This is a genomic window from Streptomyces coeruleorubidus (assembly GCF_008705135.1).
GTDB classification, from domain to species: domain Bacteria; phylum Actinomycetota; class Actinomycetes; order Streptomycetales; family Streptomycetaceae; genus Streptomyces; species Streptomyces coeruleofuscus.
On record NZ_CP023694.1, the window covers coordinates 2,542,299 to 2,558,543 of the forward strand.

Genomic DNA, 16,245 nt, shown 5'->3' on the forward strand with positions numbered 1-16,245 from the left:
CGATACGCCCCGCTCCCCCGTGTGGCTCAGGCTCCGGTCGGGTCCTCGCCCCGGTCGAGCGCCTTCCACAGGTCTTCGGGCCGGTCCGGGTCGACGGCGGGGGCCTTGCGGCGCGGCTGCGGTGTGCCGCTCCGCTCGTAGCGGCCGGACATCGCGGGCCACAGCCGGCCGTAGCGCAGGGCGAGCAGTCCGGCCAGGAGGAGCAGCACACCGCCGACGGCCGCGACGTACGGCCAGGCGGTGTGGCTGAGGGTGTCTACGGAGGCGGAGCTGTCGCCGGAGGCCTGGGCGGCCTGCTCGTCGAGCGCGGAGCCGTCGGAGGCGCCGAGCAGGGCGGCGACGACGATGCCCGCGCCGGAGAGCGCGAGCAGCGCGGCCACGACGAGGCGGCCGGCCCGGCGGACGGCGAAGACGGCGACGAGCGCGGCGAGGCCGACCACGGCGAGCGCCGCCGGGACGCCTGTGACGTCGCTGCCCTTGGCGGTCAGGGGGAAGGCGCCGCCGGCGACCGTCGCGGTGCCCTCCGCCCAGCGCTGCCGGGTGGCGAGCAGCGCCACGGCCGCGCCGAGCGCGCCGCACAGCAGCGCGACGGCGAGGCTCCGGCGGCCGGCCCGGGCGGACCCGGCGCCTTGGGAACGGGGGTGAGGTGCAGCAGTCACGTACCCCACTATCGCTTGAACCCGGGGCGAACCGTCACCCGGGGGTCATCTCAGGCCTTTCCCAGCCGGTTCGCCGTGTGGACGGCCCTGAGGACCGCCGCCGCCTTGTTGCGGCACTCCGTGTCCTCGGCGACCGGGTCGGAGTCGGCGACGATGCCCGCGCCCGCCTGGACGAAGGCGGTGCCGTCCCGGAGGAGGGCCGTGCGGATGGCGATGGCGGTGTCGGAGTCGCCCGCGAAGTCGAGGTAGCCGACGCAGCCGCCGTACAGCCCGCGCCGGGACGGTTCGAGTTCGTCGATGATCTGCATGGCGCGGGGCTTCGGGGCACCGGAGAGGGTGCCGGCCGGGAAGCACGCGGTGAGGACGTCGAAGGCGGTGCGGCCCGGGGCGACGCGGCCCGTCACCGTCGAGACGATGTGCATGACGTGCGAGTACCGCTCGACGGACATGAAGTCGACGACCTCGACCGAACCGGGCTCGCAGACCCGCCCCAGGTCGTTGCGCCCCAGGTCGACGAGCATGAGGTGCTCGGCGCGCTCCTTGGGGTCGGCGAGCAGTTCGTCGGCGAGGGCCTGGTCCTCCTGCGGGGTGGCGCCGCGCCAGCGGGTGCCGGCGATGGGATGGACCATGGCGCGTCCGTCCTCGACCTTGACCAGGGCCTCGGGGGACGAGCCGACGACGTCGAACCCGTCGAAGCGGAACAGGTACATGTACGGGGACGGGTTGGTGGCCCTGAGGACCCGGTAGACGTCCAGCGCGCTCGCCGTGCACGGCGTCTCGAAGCGCTGGGAGGGGACGACCTGGAAGGCCTCGCCGGCCCGGATGCGCTCCTTGATGTCCTCGACGGCCTCCTGGAAGTCGGGGCCGCCCCACAGCGCGGAGTACTCGGGGAGCTCGGAGGGCGGCAGCACGGCCGGGGGCTGGGCGACCGCGCGGGAGAGGTCGGCCTGCATGGCGTCGAGCCGGGCCACGGCGTCCGCGTAGGCCTCGTCGACGCCGGTCTCCAGGTCGTTGTGGTTGATCGCGTTGGCGATCAGCAGGACCGAGCCCTCCCAGTGGTCCATGACGGCCAGGTCGCTGGTGAGGAGCATGGTCAGCTCGGGGAGCTTGAGGTCGTCGCGCTCGCCGGGGCCGATCTTCTCCAGGCGGCGGACGATGTCGTAGCCGAGGTAGCCGACCATGCCGCCGGTGAAGGGCGGCATGCCGTCCTGGTGGGGGGTGTGCAGGGCCTCGATGGTGGCGCGCAGCGCGGCGAGGGGGTCGCCGTCCGTGGGGACGCCGACGGGCGGGGCGCCGAGCCAGTGGGCCTGCCCGTCGCGCTCGGTCAGCGTGGCGGCGCTGCGGACGCCCACGAACGAGTAGCGGGACCACGAGCGGCCGTTCTCCGCGGACTCCAGCAGGAAGGTGCCCGGGCGCTCGGCGGCGAGCTTGCGGTAGAGCGCGACCGGGGTGTCGCCGTCGGCGAGGAGTTTGCGGGTGACCGGGATGACCCGCCGGTCGGTGGCGAGCTTGCGGAACGTCTCGAGGTCCATGGCGGCTGACCTTACTGATCCGTGGCGGAGACGTCGGAGCCGCCGTCCTTGAGGAGCACGTCCTCGTCGAAGCAGGTGCGTGCGCCGGTGTGGCAGGCGGCGCCGACCTGGTCGACCTTCACCAGGACGGTGTCGGCGTCGCAGTCGAGGGCGACGGACTTCACCCACTGGAAGTGGCCGGAGGTGTCGCCCTTGACCCAGTACTCCTGGCGGCTGCGCGACCAGTACGTGCACCGGCCGGTGGTCAGGGTGCGGTGCAGCGCCTCGTCGTCCATCCAGCCGAGCATGAGCACCTCTCCGGTGTCGTACTGCTGGGCGATGGCGGGCAGGAGGCCGTCGGCGCTGCGCTTGAGGCGGGCGGCGATCTCCGGGTCGAGGGGGCTGGGCCGGGAGGACGTGCTGGTCATGCCGACCATTGTGCCGCGCGCCACTGACAGGCCAAGTGGAGTGTCCACTGTGCGGACCTCCGGGCCGGTCGTAGGCTGGGCCGCATGTCGACCCATGCCAAGCGTGAACGACTTCTCCTCGCCGATCTGTTGGAGACCGCGGGCCCGGACGCGCCCACCCTGTGCGAGGGCTGGACGACCCGGGACCTCGCCGCCCACGTGGTGGTGCGCGAGCGCCGCCCGGACGCCGCCGGCGGGATACTGATCAAGCAGCTCGCGCCTCGCCTGGACCGGGTGATGGCGGAGTACACCGACAAGCCGTACGAGGAGCTGATCCAGCTGATCCGTACGGGGCCGCCCCGCTTCTCGCCCTTCTCGCTCAAGCCGGTCGACGAGATGTCGAACATCATCGAGTTCTACGTCCACACGGAGGACGTCCGGCGCGCCCAGCCCGACTGGTCGCCCCGCGAGCTCGATGCGGTCTTCCAGGACGCCCTGTGGACCCGGCTGGAGCGCACCGCCCGGCTGATGGGGCGCAGCGTCCCGACGGGCCTGGTGCTGCGCCGCCCGGACGGCCAGACGGTCGTCGCCCAGCGGGGCGCGCCGGTTGTGACGGTGACCGGTGAGCCCTCGGAGCTGGTGCTGTTCTCCTACGGACGGCAGAGCAAGGCCAAGGTCGAGCTGGACGGCGACGAGGACGCGATCGCGAAGCTGCACGAGACGAAGCAGCTCGGGATCTGAAGCAGTCGGGATCTGAGGGAGTGGGTCACCGCACCGGGTGACCCGCCTCCCGCAGCGTCTCCTTGACCTCGCCGATGCGCAGGTCCCCGAAGTGGAACACCGACGCGGCCAGCACCGCGTCCGCGCCCGCCGCGATGGCCGGCGGGAAGTCCGCCAGCCTGCCCGCGCCGCCCGAGGCGATGACCGGGACGGTCACATGCCCCCGCACGGCCGCGATCATCTCCAGGTCGTAGCCGTCCTTGGTGCCGTCCGCGTCCATGGAGTTGAGCAGGATCTCGCCGGCGCCCAGCTCCGCGGCCCGGTGCGCCCACTCGACGGCGTCGATGCCGGTGCCGCGGCGGCCGCCGTGGGTGGTCACCTCGAAGGAGCCGGACTCGGTCCGGCGCGCGTCCACCGACAGGACCAGGACCTGGCGGCCGAAGCGTTCCGCGATCTCCCGGATGAGCTCCGGGCGGGCGATCGCGGCCGTGTTGACGCCGACCTTGTCCGCGCCGGCCCGCAGCAGCTTGTCCACGTCCTCGGCGGTGCGCACACCGCCGCCGACCGTGAGCGGGATGAACACCTGCTCGGCCGTGCGGCGCACCACGTCGTACGTCGTCTCGCGGTTGCCCGACGAGGCGGTGATGTCCAGGAACGTCAGCTCGTCGGCGCCCTCGGCGTCGTACACCTTGGCCATCTCGACGGGGTCGCCCGCGTCGCGCAGGTTCTGGAAGTTGACGCCCTTGACGACCCGGCCGTTGTCCACGTCCAGGCAGGGGATGACTCGGACCGCCAGGGTCATGAATCCACCGTTCCTCTGAATGCCTCTAGTTCCACCGACACCAGGACGCGCGGGTCGACGAAGCCGTCCACCACGAGGAAGCTCGCGACCGGGCGCACGATGTCGAACAGCTCCTTGTGGGCCCGGCCCACCTCGTCGAGGTCGCGCGTGTGTGCCAGATACATCCGCGTCCGGACCACGGACCCGATGCCGAGCCCGAACTCGCCGATCGCCTCGAGGGCGCTGGTGAAGGCCGCTTTGGCCTGCTCGTACGGGTCGCCCTCGCCGTACAGCACATCGCCCTTGAAGGGTGTCGTGCCCGCCACCAGCACCCGATCGCCCGCCGCCACGGCGCGCGCGAAACCGAAACTCTCTTCCCAGGGACTTCCGCTCTGCACGCGCCGTACGGCATCGCTCATGACGACACAGTCTCCAATGCCTCTTCCAGGGTGAACGCCTTCGCGTACAGCGCCTTCCCTACGATCGCGCCCTCGACACCGAGCGGGACGAGTTCGGCGATCGCACGGAGGTCGTCGAGCGACGAGACACCGCCGGAGGCCACCACCGGGCGGTCCGTCGCCGCGCAGACGTTCTTCAGCAGCTCCAGATTCGGGCCCTGGAGCGTGCCGTCCTTGGCGATGTCCGTGACGACGTACCGCGCGCAGCCCTCCTTGTTGAGGCGCTCCAGCGTCTCGTAGAGGTCGCCGCCGTCGCGGGTCCAGCCGCGGCCGCGCAGGGTCGTGCCGCGGACGTCGAGACCGACGGCGATCTTGTCGCCGTGCTCGGCGATGACCTTGGCGACCCACTCGGGGGCCTCCAGGGCGGCCGTGCCCAGGTTCACGCGGGTGCAGCCGGTGGCCAGGGCGGCGGCGAGGGTGTCGTCGTCACGGATGCCGCCGGACAGCTCCACCTTGATGTCCATCGCCTTGGTGACCTCGGCGATCAGCGCGCGGTTGTCGCCCGTGCCGAACGCGGCGTCCAGGTCGACCAGGTGCAGCCACTCGGCGCCGGACCGCTGCCAGGCGAGGGCGGCCTCCAGGGGCGAGCCGTAGGAGGTCTCCGTACCGGACTCGCCGTGCACCAGACGCACCGCCTGGCCGTCACGGACGTCGACGGCGGGGAGGAGTTCGAGCTTGCTCACAGTGTTCCGATCCAGTTGGTGAGGAGCTGGGCTCCGGCGTCGCCGGACTTCTCGGGGTGGAACTGCGTGGCCCACAGGGCACCGTTCTCGACGGCCGCGACGAACGGCTTGCCGTGTGTGGACCAGGTGACCTTGGGGGCCTCCATCGCCGGGTTGTGGGTCTGAAGCGACCAGTCGTGGACGGCGTAGGAGTGCACGAAGTAGAAGCGCGCGTCCGCGTCCAGGCCCGCGAACAGCTGCGAACCGGGCGCCGCGTCCACGGTGTTCCAGCCCATGTGGGGCACGATCTCGGCCTGGAGCGGCTCGACCGAGCCGGGCCACTCGTCGAGGCCCTCGCTCTCCACGCCGTGCTCGATGCCACGGGCGAAGAGGATCTGCATGCCGACGCAGATGCCCATGACCGGGCGGCCGCCGGACAGCCTGCGGTCGACGATCCAGTCGCCGCGCGCCTCGCGCAGGCCCGTCATGCAGGAGGCGAAGGCGCCGACGCCCGGCACGAGCAGCCCGTCGGCGTTCATGGCCTTGTCGTAGTCACGCGTTATCTCGACGTCGGCTCCCGCGCGCGCGAGGGCACGCTCGGCGGAGCGGACGTTGCCGAAGCCGTAGTCGAAGACGACGACCTTCTTCTGCGGGGCGCTCAATTCCACACCTCCAGCCTCACCACACCGGCAGCCAGGCACATCGCGGCGCCGATCGAGAGCAGCACGATCAGGCCCTTGGGCATCTTCTGCTTGATGAAGGAGTAGATCCCGCCGACGAGGAACAGGCCGACGACGATCAGCAGGGTCGAGATGCCGTTCACAGGGCGCCCTTCGTGGAGGGGAGGATGCCGGCCGCCCGCGGGTCGCGCTCGGACGCGTAGCGCAGGGCCCGGGCCAGCGCCTTGAACTGGCACTCCACGATGTGGTGCGCGTTGCGCCCGTAGGGCACGTGCACGTGCAGCGCGATCTGCGCCTGGGCCACGAAGGACTCCAGGATGTGCCGCGTCATCGTGGTGTCGTACTCGCCGATCATCGGGGCCATCTTCTCGGGCTCGGTGTGCACGAGGTAGGGGCGGCCCGACAGGTCGACGGTGACCTGGGCGAGAGACTCGTCCAGCGGGACCGTGCAGTTGCCGAAGCGGTAGATGCCGACCTTGTCGCCGAGGGCCTGCTTGAAGGCGGCGCCCAGGGCGAGGGCGGTGTCCTCGATGGTGTGGTGCGAGTCGATGTGCAGATCGCCCTCGGTCTTCACGGTCAGGTCGAACAGACCGTGCCGGCCGAGCTGGTCGAGCATGTGGTCGTAGAAGCCGACGCCGGTGGAGATCTCCGTCTTGCCGGTGCCGTCGAGGTCGATCTCGACGAGGACCGAGGTCTCCTTGGTCGTCCGCTCCACGCGTCCGGTGCGGCTCATGAACTCTGCTCCTTCTTCAGTGCACGTACCGCGTCGAGGAACGCGTCGTTCTCTTCGGGGGTTCCGGCGGTGACCCGGAGCCAGCCGGGCACGCCGTTGTCCCGGACCAGGACGCCCCGGTCGAGGATCTTCCGCCAGGCTTCGTGGGAGTCCGCGAACCGGCCGAACTGTACGAAGTTCGCGTCGGACGCGGTCACCTCGTAGCCGATCTCGCGCAGCTCGGTGACCAGGCGGTCCCGCTCGGCCTTGAGCTGCTCGACGTAGCCCAGCAGCGTGCCGGTGTGCTCCAGGGCGGCCAGGGCGGTCGCCTGGGTGACGGCCGACAGGTGGTACGGCAGCCGGACGAGCTGGACGGCGTCCACGACGGCGGGGTGCGCGGCGAGGTAGCCGAGGCGCAGGCCCGCCGCGCCGAACGCCTTCGACATCGTGCGGGAGATGACGAGGTTGGGACGCCCGTCGAGCAGCGGCAGCAGCGAGTCGCCGTGGCTGAACTCAATGTATGCCTCGTCGACGACGACCATCGACGGCTTCGCCGCCTGTGCGGCCTCGTACAGCGCGAGGACCGTCTCGGGCGGGACCGCGTTGCCCGTGGGGTTGTTGGGGGTGGTGACGAAGACGACGTCCGGCCGGTGCTCGGCGATCGCCCGCTCGGCGGCCTCGAGGTCGATCGTGAAGTCCTCGTTGCGGGGACCGGAGATCCAGCCCGTGCCCGTGCCGCGCGAGATGAGCGCGTGCATCGAGTACGACGGCTCGAAGCCGATCGCGGTGCGGCCGGGCCCGCCGAAGGTCTGCAGCAGCTGCTGGATGACCTCGTTGGAGCCGTTGGCGGCCCAGACGTTGGCGAGGCCCACCTCGTGACCGGACGTGTCCGTCAGGTACTCGGCGAGCTTGGTGCGCAGCTCGACCGCGTCCCGGTCGGGGTAGCGGTTGAGGGTGCGGGCCGCCTCGCGGACCCGCTCGGTGATGCGCTCGACCAGCGGCTCGGGCAGCGGGTAGGGGTTCTCGTTGGTGTTCAGCCGTACGGGGACGTCCAGCTGGGGCGCGCCGTAGGGGGACTTGCCGCGCAGCTCGTCCCGTACGGGGAGATCGTCGATACGTACGTCGCTCACTTGCTCTCCGGCACCTTCCAGCCGAACCTTGCCTTGATCGCCGCGCCGTGCGCGGGCAGGTCCTCCGCCTCCGCCAGCGTGACCACGTGGTGCGCGACCTCGGCCAGCGCGTCCTTGGTGTAGTCGACGATGTGGATGCCGCGCAGGAACGACTGGACGGACAGGCCCGAGGAGTGGCAGGCGCAGCCACCGGTCGGCAGGACGTGGTTGGAGCCGGCCGCGTAGTCGCCGAGGGAGACCGGCGCCCAGGGGCCGATGAAGATCGCGCCGGCGTTCCTGACGCGGTCGGCCACGGCGGTGGCGTCGGCGGTCTGGATCTCCAGGTGCTCGGCGCCGTACGCGTCGACCACCCTGAGGCCCTCGTCGATGCCGTCGACCAGGACGATCGCGGACTGCTTGCCGGACAGCGCCGGGACGATCCGGTCGTCGACGTGCCTGGTGGCCGCGACCTGCGGCTCCAGCTCCTTCTCCACGGCGTCCGCGAGCTCGACGGAGTCCGTGACGAGCACGGCGGCGGCCAGCGGGTCGTGCTCGGCCTGACTGATCAGGTCGGAGGCGACGTGCACCGGGTCGGCCGTGTCGTCGGCCAGGACCGCGATCTCGGTCGGGCCGGCCTCGGCGTCGATGCCGATCTTGCCGGTGAAGTAGCGCTTGGCGGCGGCGACCCAGATGTTGCCGGGGCCGGTGACCATGTTGGCGGGCGGGCAGGAATCCGTGCCGTAGGCGAACATCGCGACGGCGGTGGCGCCGCCGGCGGCGTAGACCTCGTCGACGCCGAGCAGCGCGCAGGCGGCCAGGATCGTCGGGTGCGGCAGCCCGCCGAACTCGGCCTGGGCCGGGGAGGCGAGCGCGATGGACTCGACGCCGGCCTCCTGGGCGGGCACGACGTTCATGACCACGGAGGACGGATACACGGACCGGCCGCCGGGCGCGTACAGCCCGACGCGCTCGACCGGAACCCACTTCTCGGTCACGGAACCGCCGGGCACCACCTGGGTGGTGTGCGTGCTGCGGCGCTGCTCGCGGTGGACGGTCCGGGCGCGCCGGATGGACTCCTCCAGGGCCGCGCGCACGGCCGGGTCGAGCTCCTCCAGCGCGCGCGTGAGCGCGGCGGCAGGCACCCGCACCTGGTCGAGCCTGACCCCGTCGAACCGCTCGGCGAAATCGATCAGCGCCGCGTCGCCCCGATGATGCACGTCCTCGCAGATCGGACGCACCTTCTCCAGGGCGGCCTGAACGTCGAACTCGGCTCGGGGCAGCAGGTCGCGCAGGGCGGGGCCCTCGGGGAGGGCGTCGCCACGCAGATCGATTCGGGAGATCACGTGCTCAATTCTCTCAGACCCCGATGACGTGCCGTTCGCTCGTATCAATGGCTGATACAGAACGCCGCCGGAACCCGGAAGATCCCCTTCACGTTTCGCGTTCGGGGCGTCACTCAGCGGGCATGAACTGGTGTACGAAGCAACTGACCCGCGAGTACCCGGGGAGGAAGGAAGAGACGTGACCGAGGGGGCCGGAGTGCGTGCCGGGGAGCTGCCCGACGACCTGACCGCGGCGGAGGCCGGAATGTGGCAGGCGTTCCGCAACGGCAGCGTGTACGACCTGAGCAGCGGCGACCCGGTGGTGGACGACCCGCACGGCGGCCACCCGTGGGGCGAGGATCGGACCGTGCGGGCCCGGATCGTCTGCTGGCTGCTCCTGGACGGCCCGCCCGCCCTGGCCGGCCGGGTGTCGTCGCTGAAGCTGACCGGCGTGCTGATCAGCGGCTCGCTGGACCTCGCGGGCGGCACGGTGGTCCCGTACGTCGAGATGCACCAGTGCCGGTTCGAGCAGGACGTGCTGCTGCCGGAGGCCCGCTTCACGACCGTGCGGATGGTGGACTGCTCGGTGCCGCGGCTGGAGGCGGCCCGCGTGCAGACGGAGGGCGATCTGCATCTGCCGCGCTGCCGCTTCCACCGCGGCATCCGGCTCACGGACGCGCAGATCGGCACGGACCTGATGCTCAACCAGGCGATCGTGCACCGGGACCGCAGCGGGCGGTCGATCGCCGCGGACGGCCTGACCGTCGGCCAGGACTTACAGGCCGAGCTGCTGGAGTCGCACGGCGAGCTGAGCCTGCGCGCCGCCACCATCGGCGTGTCCCTGAGCCTGCGCGGCGCCCGCCTGGCCAACCCGTACGAGCGGCTCGCCTTCAACGCCCCGCAGCTCACCGTCGAGCGCAGCCTGTACCTGACGCCGGCGGGCATCGGCGCCCAGGCGATGAGCGGGATGACCCCGGCGCGCGGGACGCGGATCCAGCGGTTCTCGTGCGAGGGCGGGATCCGGCTGGACGACGGGCGGTTCGGCGACGCGGTCGACTTCGAGCGGGCCAGGTTCACCCTCACCGACGACCAGGAGCTGTCACTGCGCCGGGTGCAGACGCCGGAGCTGCGGTTCCTCGGTGAGCAGCCCGCGCGCGGGCGTGTCGTGCTGTCGGGGGCGAAGATCGTCAACCTGATGGACCGGGCGGACGCCTGGCCCGGCCCCGGGCGGCTGCACATGGGCGGCTTCACCTACGAGAACCTCGTGCCGCGCGGGCCGTTCCCGCTGGCCGAGCGGCTGGACTGGGTGGCGGCGGCGACCGCCGAGTACAACCCGGAGCCGTACGAGCGGCTCGCGGCCGTGCTGCGGGCCGGCGGGGAGGACGAGGACGCCCGCGAGGTGCTGCTCGCCAAGCAGCGCCGGCACCGGGAGAGCCTGCCGCCGGCCGCCAAGCTGTGGGGTTACGCGCAGGACTGGACGGTCGCCTACGGGTACCGGCCGGGCCGGGCCGCGGTGTGGATGGCGGTGCTGTGGGCGGCGGGCTCGTTCGCCTTCGCCCAGGCCGGGCACCCGCCGCTGAAGCGCGGTGAGCATCCGGAGTGGAACCCCACGCTGTTCACGCTCGATCTGCTGCTGCCGGTCATCGACCTCGGCCAGGTGGGCTTCTGGCAGTTGCGCGGGGGCTGGCAGTGGCTGGCGACGGCCATGATCCTGCTGGGCTGGATCCTGGCGACGACAGTGGCGGCGGGGGCGACGCGGTTGCTGCGGCGCAACTAGTGTTGCCCATGTGATGGAAGTTGTTGAACTGTCACAGCTTTACCATCTCTTGACTCTGTGGCGTACAACTTTCCGCGACTTCCCTGAACGATCTGGCGCCGCTGTGACCAGCGGACTTTCAATGGTCGGCACCATGGCAATACAGCTGCCGTTCATCCGCGCGAGCCGGATGACAAGGACCGCCTCCCACCTCGTCGGCGGACCGCGCACCGACGACGAGGCACTGCTCGACGCGCCCGACGCGCGGCTCAGTCCGGCGCTGGTCGCGGCCGCCCGCGACGACCACGGACCGGCTGCCGGGCTGCTCAGCGCCACCCGGACGGCGGCCGAATGGGAGCGGCGCGACCGGTACGTCACCCGGCTGGCCGCCTTCGCCCGCTCGCGCCCCGACTGGCTGGACGCCTGGCTCGCCACCGTCCCGCAGGACCCGGACGCGCTGCTGCTCAGGGCCCAGCTCGCGGTGGACCGCGCCTGGCAGTCACCGGCCCGGGCCGAGGCGCTGCGCGAGGTGAGCCCGCTGATCACGGCCGCCGCGCGGGCCGACCACGGCGATCCCGTGCCCTGGCGGCTCGCGCTGGACCACGCGCGCGGCGCCCAGGCCGGACACAGCTACTTCGAGGAACTGTGGGCGGCGGCCGTCCGCCGCGCCCCCCACCACTACGGCTGTCACGAGTCGGCCCTGCGCTACCTGGCCGCGTCCTGGCACGGTTCGCACCAGGAGTGCTTCGACTTCGCCGACCGGGCCGCGCAGGACGCGCCAGCCGACGCGCTCGTCCAGGCGCTGCCGCTGCGGGCCGCCTTCGGCTATCTCACCGACGACTGCGGCCCCGAGCTGCCGCGCGAACGGCTGGACGCGGCCGCCGACCGGGCGATCGCGCTGTCCCTGCGCCTGCCGACGGCCGACCCCTGGCCGGCCCGCATGCGGAACCTGCTCGTCTTCGTCCTGGTGCGCCTGGAGCGCTGGCCGGACGCCCAGGAACAGCTGCGCCTGAACGGCCCGTACGCCACCTCGTTCCCCTGGGACCAGGTGTCCGACGACCCGCTCGGCCACTTCCTTCGGGTACGCGACGACATCCTGGCCGGAGCGGCCGGCCGGCCGCCCGGGCATCCACGGAGTGAACGGGGCGGACGAGCCCGCTCCCGCGACCATTAGGCTTTTGCGTCGTGACCACCGTCCGGCTCCCCCTCTTCCCCCTGAACTCGGTGCTGTTCCCGGGGCTCGTGCTCCCGCTCAACGTCTTCGAGGAGCGGTATCGCGCCATGATGCGCGAACTGCTGAAGACGCCGGAGGACGAGCCGCGCCGGTTCGCCGTCGTGGCGATCCGCGACGGCCACGAGGTGGCCCCGAGCGCGCCCGGCATGCCCGACCCCACGTCCCTGCCCGAGCGGGGGCCCGCCGCCGGCTTCGGCACGGACCCGGCCAAGGCGTTCCACAAGGTGGGCTGTATCGCGGACGCCGCGACGATCCGCGAGCGGACCGACGGCTCCTTCGAGGTGCTGGCGACCGGCACGAACCGGGTGCGGCTGCTGTCGGTGGAGGCGTCGGGTCCGTTCCTGACGGCCGAGCTGGAGACGCTGCCGGAGGAACCCGGCGACGAGGCGGCGCCCTTGGCCGAGGGGGTGCTGCGGTCCTTCCGCCAGTACCAGAAGCGGCTGGCTGGCGCGCGGGAACGGTCCCTGACGACCGGCGCCGACCTGCCCGACGAGCCCGGTGTGGTCTCGTACCTGGTGGCCGCGGCGATGATGCTGGACACCCCCACCAAGCAGCGCCTGCTCCAGGCACCCGACACGGCCTCCCGCCTGCGCGACGAGCTGAAACTCCTTCGCTCCGAGACGGCCATCATCCGTAATCTGCCGTCGTTGCCGTCGTCGGACCTGACGCGCGGCCCGACGAGTCTCAACTGAAGACGAGTCTCAACTGAAGACGCGTCTCAACCGAAGACGCGTCTCGACCGAAGCGGACGGAATGGCCAAGAAGTCGAAGAAGCAGCAGCCGGGCGGCACCCCCGCGACGGTCGCCCTCACGGCGGCCGGCGTGGAGTTCACGGTCCACTCCTACGACCACGACCCCTCCCACCCCTCCTACGGCGAGGAGGCGGCCGAGGCGATGGGCGTCTCCCCGGACCGCGTCTTCAAGACCCTGGTGGCGGACGTCGACGGCTCCCTGACGGTCGCCGTGGTCCCGGTGGCGGGCCAGCTGGACCTGAAGGCCCTGGCAGCGGCCGTGGGCGGCAAACGCGCGACCATGGCCGACCCGACACTGGCGGAACGCACGACGGGGTACGTCCGGGGCGGCATCTCCCCGCTGGGCCAGCGAAAGAGGCTCCCGACGGTGCTCGATGCCTCGGCTTCAGCGCACTCGACGATCTGCGTCTCGGCGGGCCGGAGGGGCCTGGAGGTGGAACTGTCCCCGCTGGACTTGCAGAAGCTGACGGACGCACTGCTGGCGCCTGTCGGGCGATTCAGCTGAGCTGCGGGCAATCGTGCCGCTAAGGGCGGCACCCGTCCCAAAGAGAGCGGCACCCCGCGCCGCCGGGCTGCGGACCCACCCCGCCCCAGCACCAACGCCGAGCGCTCAAGCAGCAGGCGGTGCCTCATAGGGCCCATGCCCGAACTCCGGCTCCGGATCCCGAGGCCCGAACAACGCCGTCAACCCGAGATGCAGCACCAGCGCGGCGAACGGCCAGGCCAGCAACGCCCCCTTCGCCCCCAGCCTCAACGGCGCGGAGAACGTCACCCCCCGCCCCACTTCCCGCGCATGGGCGACCACGTCCTCCGCGGGCCCGAGCCACACCCCGACCCGCCATGCCACAAACGACCCGAGCAGCCCCCCGACGGCCAGCCCCACGACCAGCGGCACACCCCCGCGCCGCCGCAGCAGGAACACGACCAGGGCACTGACGACCCCGAAGGCCAGCCCGAGCAGCGTGAACGTGCCGTCGACCCCGACGGCCTGCTCCCCCTCGGTGTCCTTGAGGAAGACGACCCAGTTCCCCTCGACCACGTCACCGACCAGCGGCACGTGAGGCGCGAGCCACCACCACAGCACGCCCAGCAGCACCCCGCCGAGCGCCACCGCCACGGCGACCACGCCGGCCTCCCGCACTTCCGTCCTCATGCCGGGCCCGTCGTCCTGCCCGTACCAGCCGTGCCCGGCGTACTCGGCCTGCTGAGACCCAGGAGCCTCGGCTTCATGAGCCTGGGACCCGTGCGCCCCGGGGCCGGCGCCCGGCGGCGGCCACGAATCCTGTGCGGAACGTTCATGCGGTGGCGGATTCAGTGGTGCGGTCACCCTGCCATCGTGCCAGGCCCGCCTGTGCCCCGCGTCACCGGACGATCCCTCCCCGCTCACCGGACGGCCGCCCGGCGGTACGCCCAGGTCGCCACGGCCAGCGATACGACGCCCACGAACCCGCACACGGCGAGGTCACCGAGCACGAAGGCCCAGTCGGGGTTCGGCCCGAACGTGCGCGCGAAGGCCTCCACCCCGTACGTCGACGGCAGCAGATCCCGCGCGAACCGCACGACCTCCGGCATCCGGTCCGCCGGCAGCACGCCCAGCAGCAGCGCCGCCGACATGCCGAGCTGCCCGAGCAACGTGGCCAGCTCCGGCCGGGGCGCGAGCAGCCCGAGCGCCGCCCCGAGCCCGGCGAGCGCGGCGCCCGCCAGCGGGATCACGGCCACGAGGATCCACAGATGGGCCAGTGGCAGCCCGAAGAGCACACAGCCGAACACCGCCGTCACGACGGTCCCGGGCACGGTGAACGACGCGTACGCGCCCGCCGCGCCCAGCACCACCGCCGCCGGCGGCACCGGCAGCGTCGCGTAGTGGTCGAGTCCGCCGCTGGCCCGCAGCTGCCCGAAGTACTGCGCGAGAAGGTTCAGCGCGACGAAGGCGACCACGAGGACCGACGACCCGGCGACGACGGCCTGCGCCTCTGCCCCGTCGTCCACGACCCCGCGCATCAGGATCATGATCCCGATCGACTGGAAGGTCGCCACGAACAGCAGCGGGATTCGCGCGACCCGCGCCCGGGACAGCTGCGCCCGGTACACGGCCGCCAGCGACGGCCACAGCCGCGCCCGAGGCCCGAGCTCGGCCGCGTACGCGGCGGGCTCGTCCACGGCCAGGGCACTGCCCGGCAGGACATCGGCGGGTACGACACTCACGTCGCGCTGCTCCCCTTCGTCGGGTCCACTGCGGCAGTCGCCCAGTTCGGTACGTACGCGGCGCCCCGCGTACTCAAGGCCGCCGCATTCCGGGCCGCCGCATTCCGGGCCGTCACATTCAAGGCCGTCATGTTCAAGGCCGCCATGTTCCAGGCCCCCGCACTCGAGGCCTCGCCACTCCTCACGCCTTCACCAGCCCCTGCTGCACGGCACCGCCCAGGGCCAGGTACACGTCCTCCAGGCTCGGCGTGGCCAGCGTGAAGTCGTCCAGGGCGGCGAAGGCGGCTCCGCCGGTGACGGTGGCGACCACCGCCCGGGCCTCCTCGGGCCCGAGCCGGAGCGTCCACAGGCGGCCCGACTCCACGGCGCGGTCCCGCAGCGCGGCCACCTCGGGGACGTGCAGCGGCGCCGCGTCCCGCCACACCAGGTCGACCCGCACCTCGCCGGCGACCTGCTCCTTGAGCCCGGTCGGAGTGTCGCAGGCGATCACCCGCCCCCGGTCGAGGACGGCCACCCGGTCCAGCACGGTCTCGGCCTCGATGACGTTGTGGGTGACCAGCAGCACGGTCGTCCCGCGCTCGGCCCGCCGCCGGTCGACGGCGGACCACACAGCCCGCCGCGCCACCGGGTCCATGCCGGTGGTCGGCTCGTCGAGCACGAGCAGCGACCGCTCCCCCACCAGCGCCGCGGCGAAGCACGCCAGGCGCCGCTGGCCCCCGGAGAGCTTCTTCAGCGGCCGCCCGGCGAGCGGCGCGAGCCCCAGCTCGTCGAGTACGTCGTCCCGCTCGGCCCGCGCCCGCCGTACGTCCAGGCCGCGCAGCCGCCCGGTGGTCTCGGCGGCGAGCGACACGGTCAGCTCGTCGAGGGCGGTCGACTCCTGCCCGAGGTAGGCGAGGATCCGCGCCGCCCGCTCCGGGTGGCGCACGATGTCGTGCCCGAGAATCTCCACGCTGCCGCGGTCGGGCCGCATCAGTCCGGTGAGCTGCCGTACGAGGGTGGACTTGCCGGCGCCGTTCGGCCCGAGCAGGCCGAAGATCTCGCCACGCCGGATGTCCAGCGTCACGTCGTCCGTGGCCCGGACCTCGGGTGTTCCGGGCGCGCCGCGCCGGGCGCGTACCGCCGGATAGGTCTTGGTCAGCCCGCGCACCGCGCACACGACGTCACCATCGTGCCGAAATGCCTGTGCCGCGCGCTTACTCACAAGGGACGAGACTACGGGGTCGGCGAGCCCGGTCCGCTCTCGGGTCGGTCCACAACGGGAAATCCGCCGGCGAAGT

Annotated in this window: 19 protein-coding genes; 5 read left to right on the top strand and 14 right to left on the bottom strand. The window is 72.3% G+C overall.

Annotation, left to right across the window (positions count from 1 at the left end; translation table 11 throughout):
• Nucleotides 1-26 precede the first annotated feature (26 nt).
• From CP976_RS11830 to hisI, 3 genes are read right to left on the bottom strand one after another with little or no spacing between them, the layout of a single operon-like run.
• Complete coding sequence (locus CP976_RS11830; protein ID WP_150480320.1) at nt 27-668, bottom strand: TIGR02234 family membrane protein; 642 nt, start codon at nt 666-668, stop codon at nt 27-29.
• A gap of 41 nt (nt 669-709) precedes the next feature.
• Entirely contained in the window at nt 710-2,191 is a 1,482-nt protein-coding gene (locus CP976_RS11835) for an anthranilate synthase component I (RefSeq protein WP_150480321.1), read from the bottom strand.
• A gap of 11 nt (nt 2,192-2,202) precedes the next feature.
• Nucleotides 2,203-2,598, bottom strand: coding sequence for a phosphoribosyl-AMP cyclohydrolase (hisI, locus tag CP976_RS11840; protein ID WP_150480322.1), 396 nt, complete (start codon nt 2,596-2,598; stop codon nt 2,203-2,205).
• A gap of 84 nt (nt 2,599-2,682) precedes the next feature.
• On the opposite strand from hisI, the gene CP976_RS11845 reads away from it, so the two are divergent.
• On the top strand, nt 2,683-3,318 hold the full coding sequence (locus tag CP976_RS11845) for a TIGR03085 family metal-binding protein (RefSeq protein WP_150480323.1): 636 nt from the start codon (nt 2,683-2,685) through the stop codon (nt 3,316-3,318).
• A gap of 25 nt (nt 3,319-3,343) precedes the next feature.
• On the opposite strand, the gene hisF is transcribed toward CP976_RS11845, so the two are convergent.
• Genes hisF through hisD form a run of 8 tightly spaced genes read right to left on the bottom strand, consistent with a single transcriptional unit; the run spans nt 3,344 to nt 9,042 of the window.
• Nucleotides 3,344-4,099, bottom strand: coding sequence for an imidazole glycerol phosphate synthase subunit HisF (hisF, locus tag CP976_RS11850; protein WP_150480324.1), 756 nt, complete (start codon nt 4,097-4,099; stop codon nt 3,344-3,346).
• Nucleotides 4,096-4,497, bottom strand: a complete 402-nt coding sequence (locus tag CP976_RS11855) for a RidA family protein (protein WP_150480325.1) — start codon at nt 4,495-4,497, stop codon at nt 4,096-4,098. Before CP976_RS11855 ends, hisF begins: the two co-directional genes overlap by 4 nt.
• The gene (gene priA, locus CP976_RS11860) at nt 4,494-5,219 is read right to left on the bottom strand and encodes a bifunctional 1-(5-phosphoribosyl)-5-((5-phosphoribosylamino)methylideneamino)imidazole-4-carboxamide isomerase/phosphoribosylanthranilate isomerase PriA (protein ID WP_086601778.1); all 726 of its coding nucleotides are present in this window, start codon (nt 5,217-5,219) and stop codon (nt 4,494-4,496) included. The genes CP976_RS11855 and priA overlap by 4 nt, the downstream gene beginning before the upstream one ends.
• Nucleotides 5,216-5,860 carry an imidazole glycerol phosphate synthase subunit HisH gene (hisH, locus tag CP976_RS11865; RefSeq protein WP_373304881.1) on the bottom strand — a complete coding sequence of 215 codons (645 nt, stop codon included), beginning with the start codon at nt 5,858-5,860 and terminating at the stop codon, nt 5,216-5,218. The genes priA and hisH overlap by 4 nt, the downstream gene beginning before the upstream one ends.
• Entirely contained in the window at nt 5,857-6,021 is a 165-nt protein-coding gene (locus CP976_RS42870; protein WP_167537324.1) for a hypothetical protein, read from the bottom strand. Before CP976_RS42870 ends, hisH begins: the two co-directional genes overlap by 4 nt.
• Nucleotides 6,018-6,611 (bottom strand): imidazoleglycerol-phosphate dehydratase HisB, encoded by a 594-nt coding sequence (hisB, locus tag CP976_RS11870; protein WP_003989586.1) that lies wholly within the window; start codon nt 6,609-6,611, stop codon nt 6,018-6,020. The genes CP976_RS42870 and hisB overlap by 4 nt, the downstream gene beginning before the upstream one ends.
• Nucleotides 6,608-7,720 (bottom strand): histidinol-phosphate transaminase, encoded by a 1,113-nt coding sequence (locus CP976_RS11875; protein WP_150480327.1) that lies wholly within the window; start codon nt 7,718-7,720, stop codon nt 6,608-6,610. Before CP976_RS11875 ends, hisB begins: the two co-directional genes overlap by 4 nt.
• The gene (hisD, locus tag CP976_RS11880) at nt 7,717-9,042 is read right to left on the bottom strand and encodes a histidinol dehydrogenase (protein ID WP_150480328.1); all 1,326 of its coding nucleotides are present in this window, start codon (nt 9,040-9,042) and stop codon (nt 7,717-7,719) included. Before hisD ends, CP976_RS11875 begins: the two co-directional genes overlap by 4 nt.
• Before the next feature lie 178 nt (nt 9,043-9,220).
• Here hisD and CP976_RS11885 point away from each other — a divergent pair, with 178 nt between their 5' ends.
• The 4 genes from CP976_RS11885 (at nt 9,221) to ybaK (ending at nt 13,268) form a co-directional block, all read left to right on the top strand.
• Nucleotides 9,221-10,798, top strand: a complete 1,578-nt coding sequence (locus CP976_RS11885) for an oxidoreductase (RefSeq protein ID WP_150480329.1) — start codon at nt 9,221-9,223, stop codon at nt 10,796-10,798.
• A gap of 121 nt (nt 10,799-10,919) precedes the next feature.
• Complete coding sequence (locus CP976_RS11890) at nt 10,920-11,951, top strand: hypothetical protein (protein WP_150480330.1); 1,032 nt, start codon at nt 10,920-10,922, stop codon at nt 11,949-11,951.
• Nucleotides 11,952-11,962: 11 nt separating this feature from the next.
• Nucleotides 11,963-12,703, top strand: a complete 741-nt coding sequence (locus CP976_RS11895; protein ID WP_150480331.1) for an LON peptidase substrate-binding domain-containing protein — start codon at nt 11,963-11,965, stop codon at nt 12,701-12,703.
• A gap of 61 nt (nt 12,704-12,764) precedes the next feature.
• Nucleotides 12,765-13,268, top strand: coding sequence for a Cys-tRNA(Pro) deacylase (gene ybaK, locus CP976_RS11900; RefSeq protein ID WP_150480332.1), 504 nt, complete (start codon nt 12,765-12,767; stop codon nt 13,266-13,268).
• Nucleotides 13,269-13,373: 105 nt separating this feature from the next.
• Here the strand turns inward: ybaK and CP976_RS11905 are convergent, their stop codons facing one another.
• The 3 genes from CP976_RS11905 to CP976_RS11915 all read right to left on the bottom strand — a co-directional run bounded on the left by CP976_RS11905 (nt 13,374) and on the right by CP976_RS11915 (nt 16,124).
• Nucleotides 13,374-14,090 (bottom strand): AAA family ATPase, encoded by a 717-nt coding sequence (locus tag CP976_RS11905; RefSeq protein ID WP_150480333.1) that lies wholly within the window; start codon nt 14,088-14,090, stop codon nt 13,374-13,376.
• A 56-nt stretch (nt 14,091-14,146) separates the two neighbouring features.
• Nucleotides 14,147-14,968 carry an ABC transporter permease gene (locus CP976_RS11910; RefSeq protein WP_167537325.1) on the bottom strand — a complete coding sequence of 274 codons (822 nt, stop codon included), beginning with the start codon at nt 14,966-14,968 and terminating at the stop codon, nt 14,147-14,149.
• A 181-nt stretch (nt 14,969-15,149) separates the two neighbouring features.
• Complete coding sequence (locus CP976_RS11915) at nt 15,150-16,124, bottom strand: ABC transporter ATP-binding protein (protein WP_150480335.1); 975 nt, start codon at nt 16,122-16,124, stop codon at nt 15,150-15,152.
• Between the last annotated feature and the right edge of the window lie 121 nt (nt 16,125-16,245).

Coding starts and splice junctions, on each gene's coding strand:
- hisF (WP_150480324.1), bottom strand. CDS start 4,099: ATGACCCTGGCGGTCCGAGTCATCCCCTGCCTGGACGTGGACAACGGC.
- CP976_RS11890 (WP_150480330.1), top strand. CDS start 10,920: ATGGTCGGCACCATGGCAATACAGCTGCCGTTCATCCGCGCGAGCCGG.
- CP976_RS11855 (WP_150480325.1), bottom strand. CDS start 4,497: ATGAGCGATGCCGTACGGCGCGTGCAGAGCGGAAGTCCCTGGGAAGAG.
- CP976_RS11845 (WP_150480323.1), top strand. CDS start 2,683: ATGTCGACCCATGCCAAGCGTGAACGACTTCTCCTCGCCGATCTGTTG.
- CP976_RS11835 (WP_150480321.1), bottom strand. CDS start 2,191: ATGGACCTCGAGACGTTCCGCAAGCTCGCCACCGACCGGCGGGTCATC.
- hisB (WP_003989586.1), bottom strand. CDS start 6,611: ATGAGCCGCACCGGACGCGTGGAGCGGACGACCAAGGAGACCTCGGTC.
- hisI (WP_150480322.1), bottom strand. CDS start 2,598: ATGACCAGCACGTCCTCCCGGCCCAGCCCCCTCGACCCGGAGATCGCC.
- ybaK (WP_150480332.1), top strand. CDS start 12,765: ATGGCCAAGAAGTCGAAGAAGCAGCAGCCGGGCGGCACCCCCGCGACG.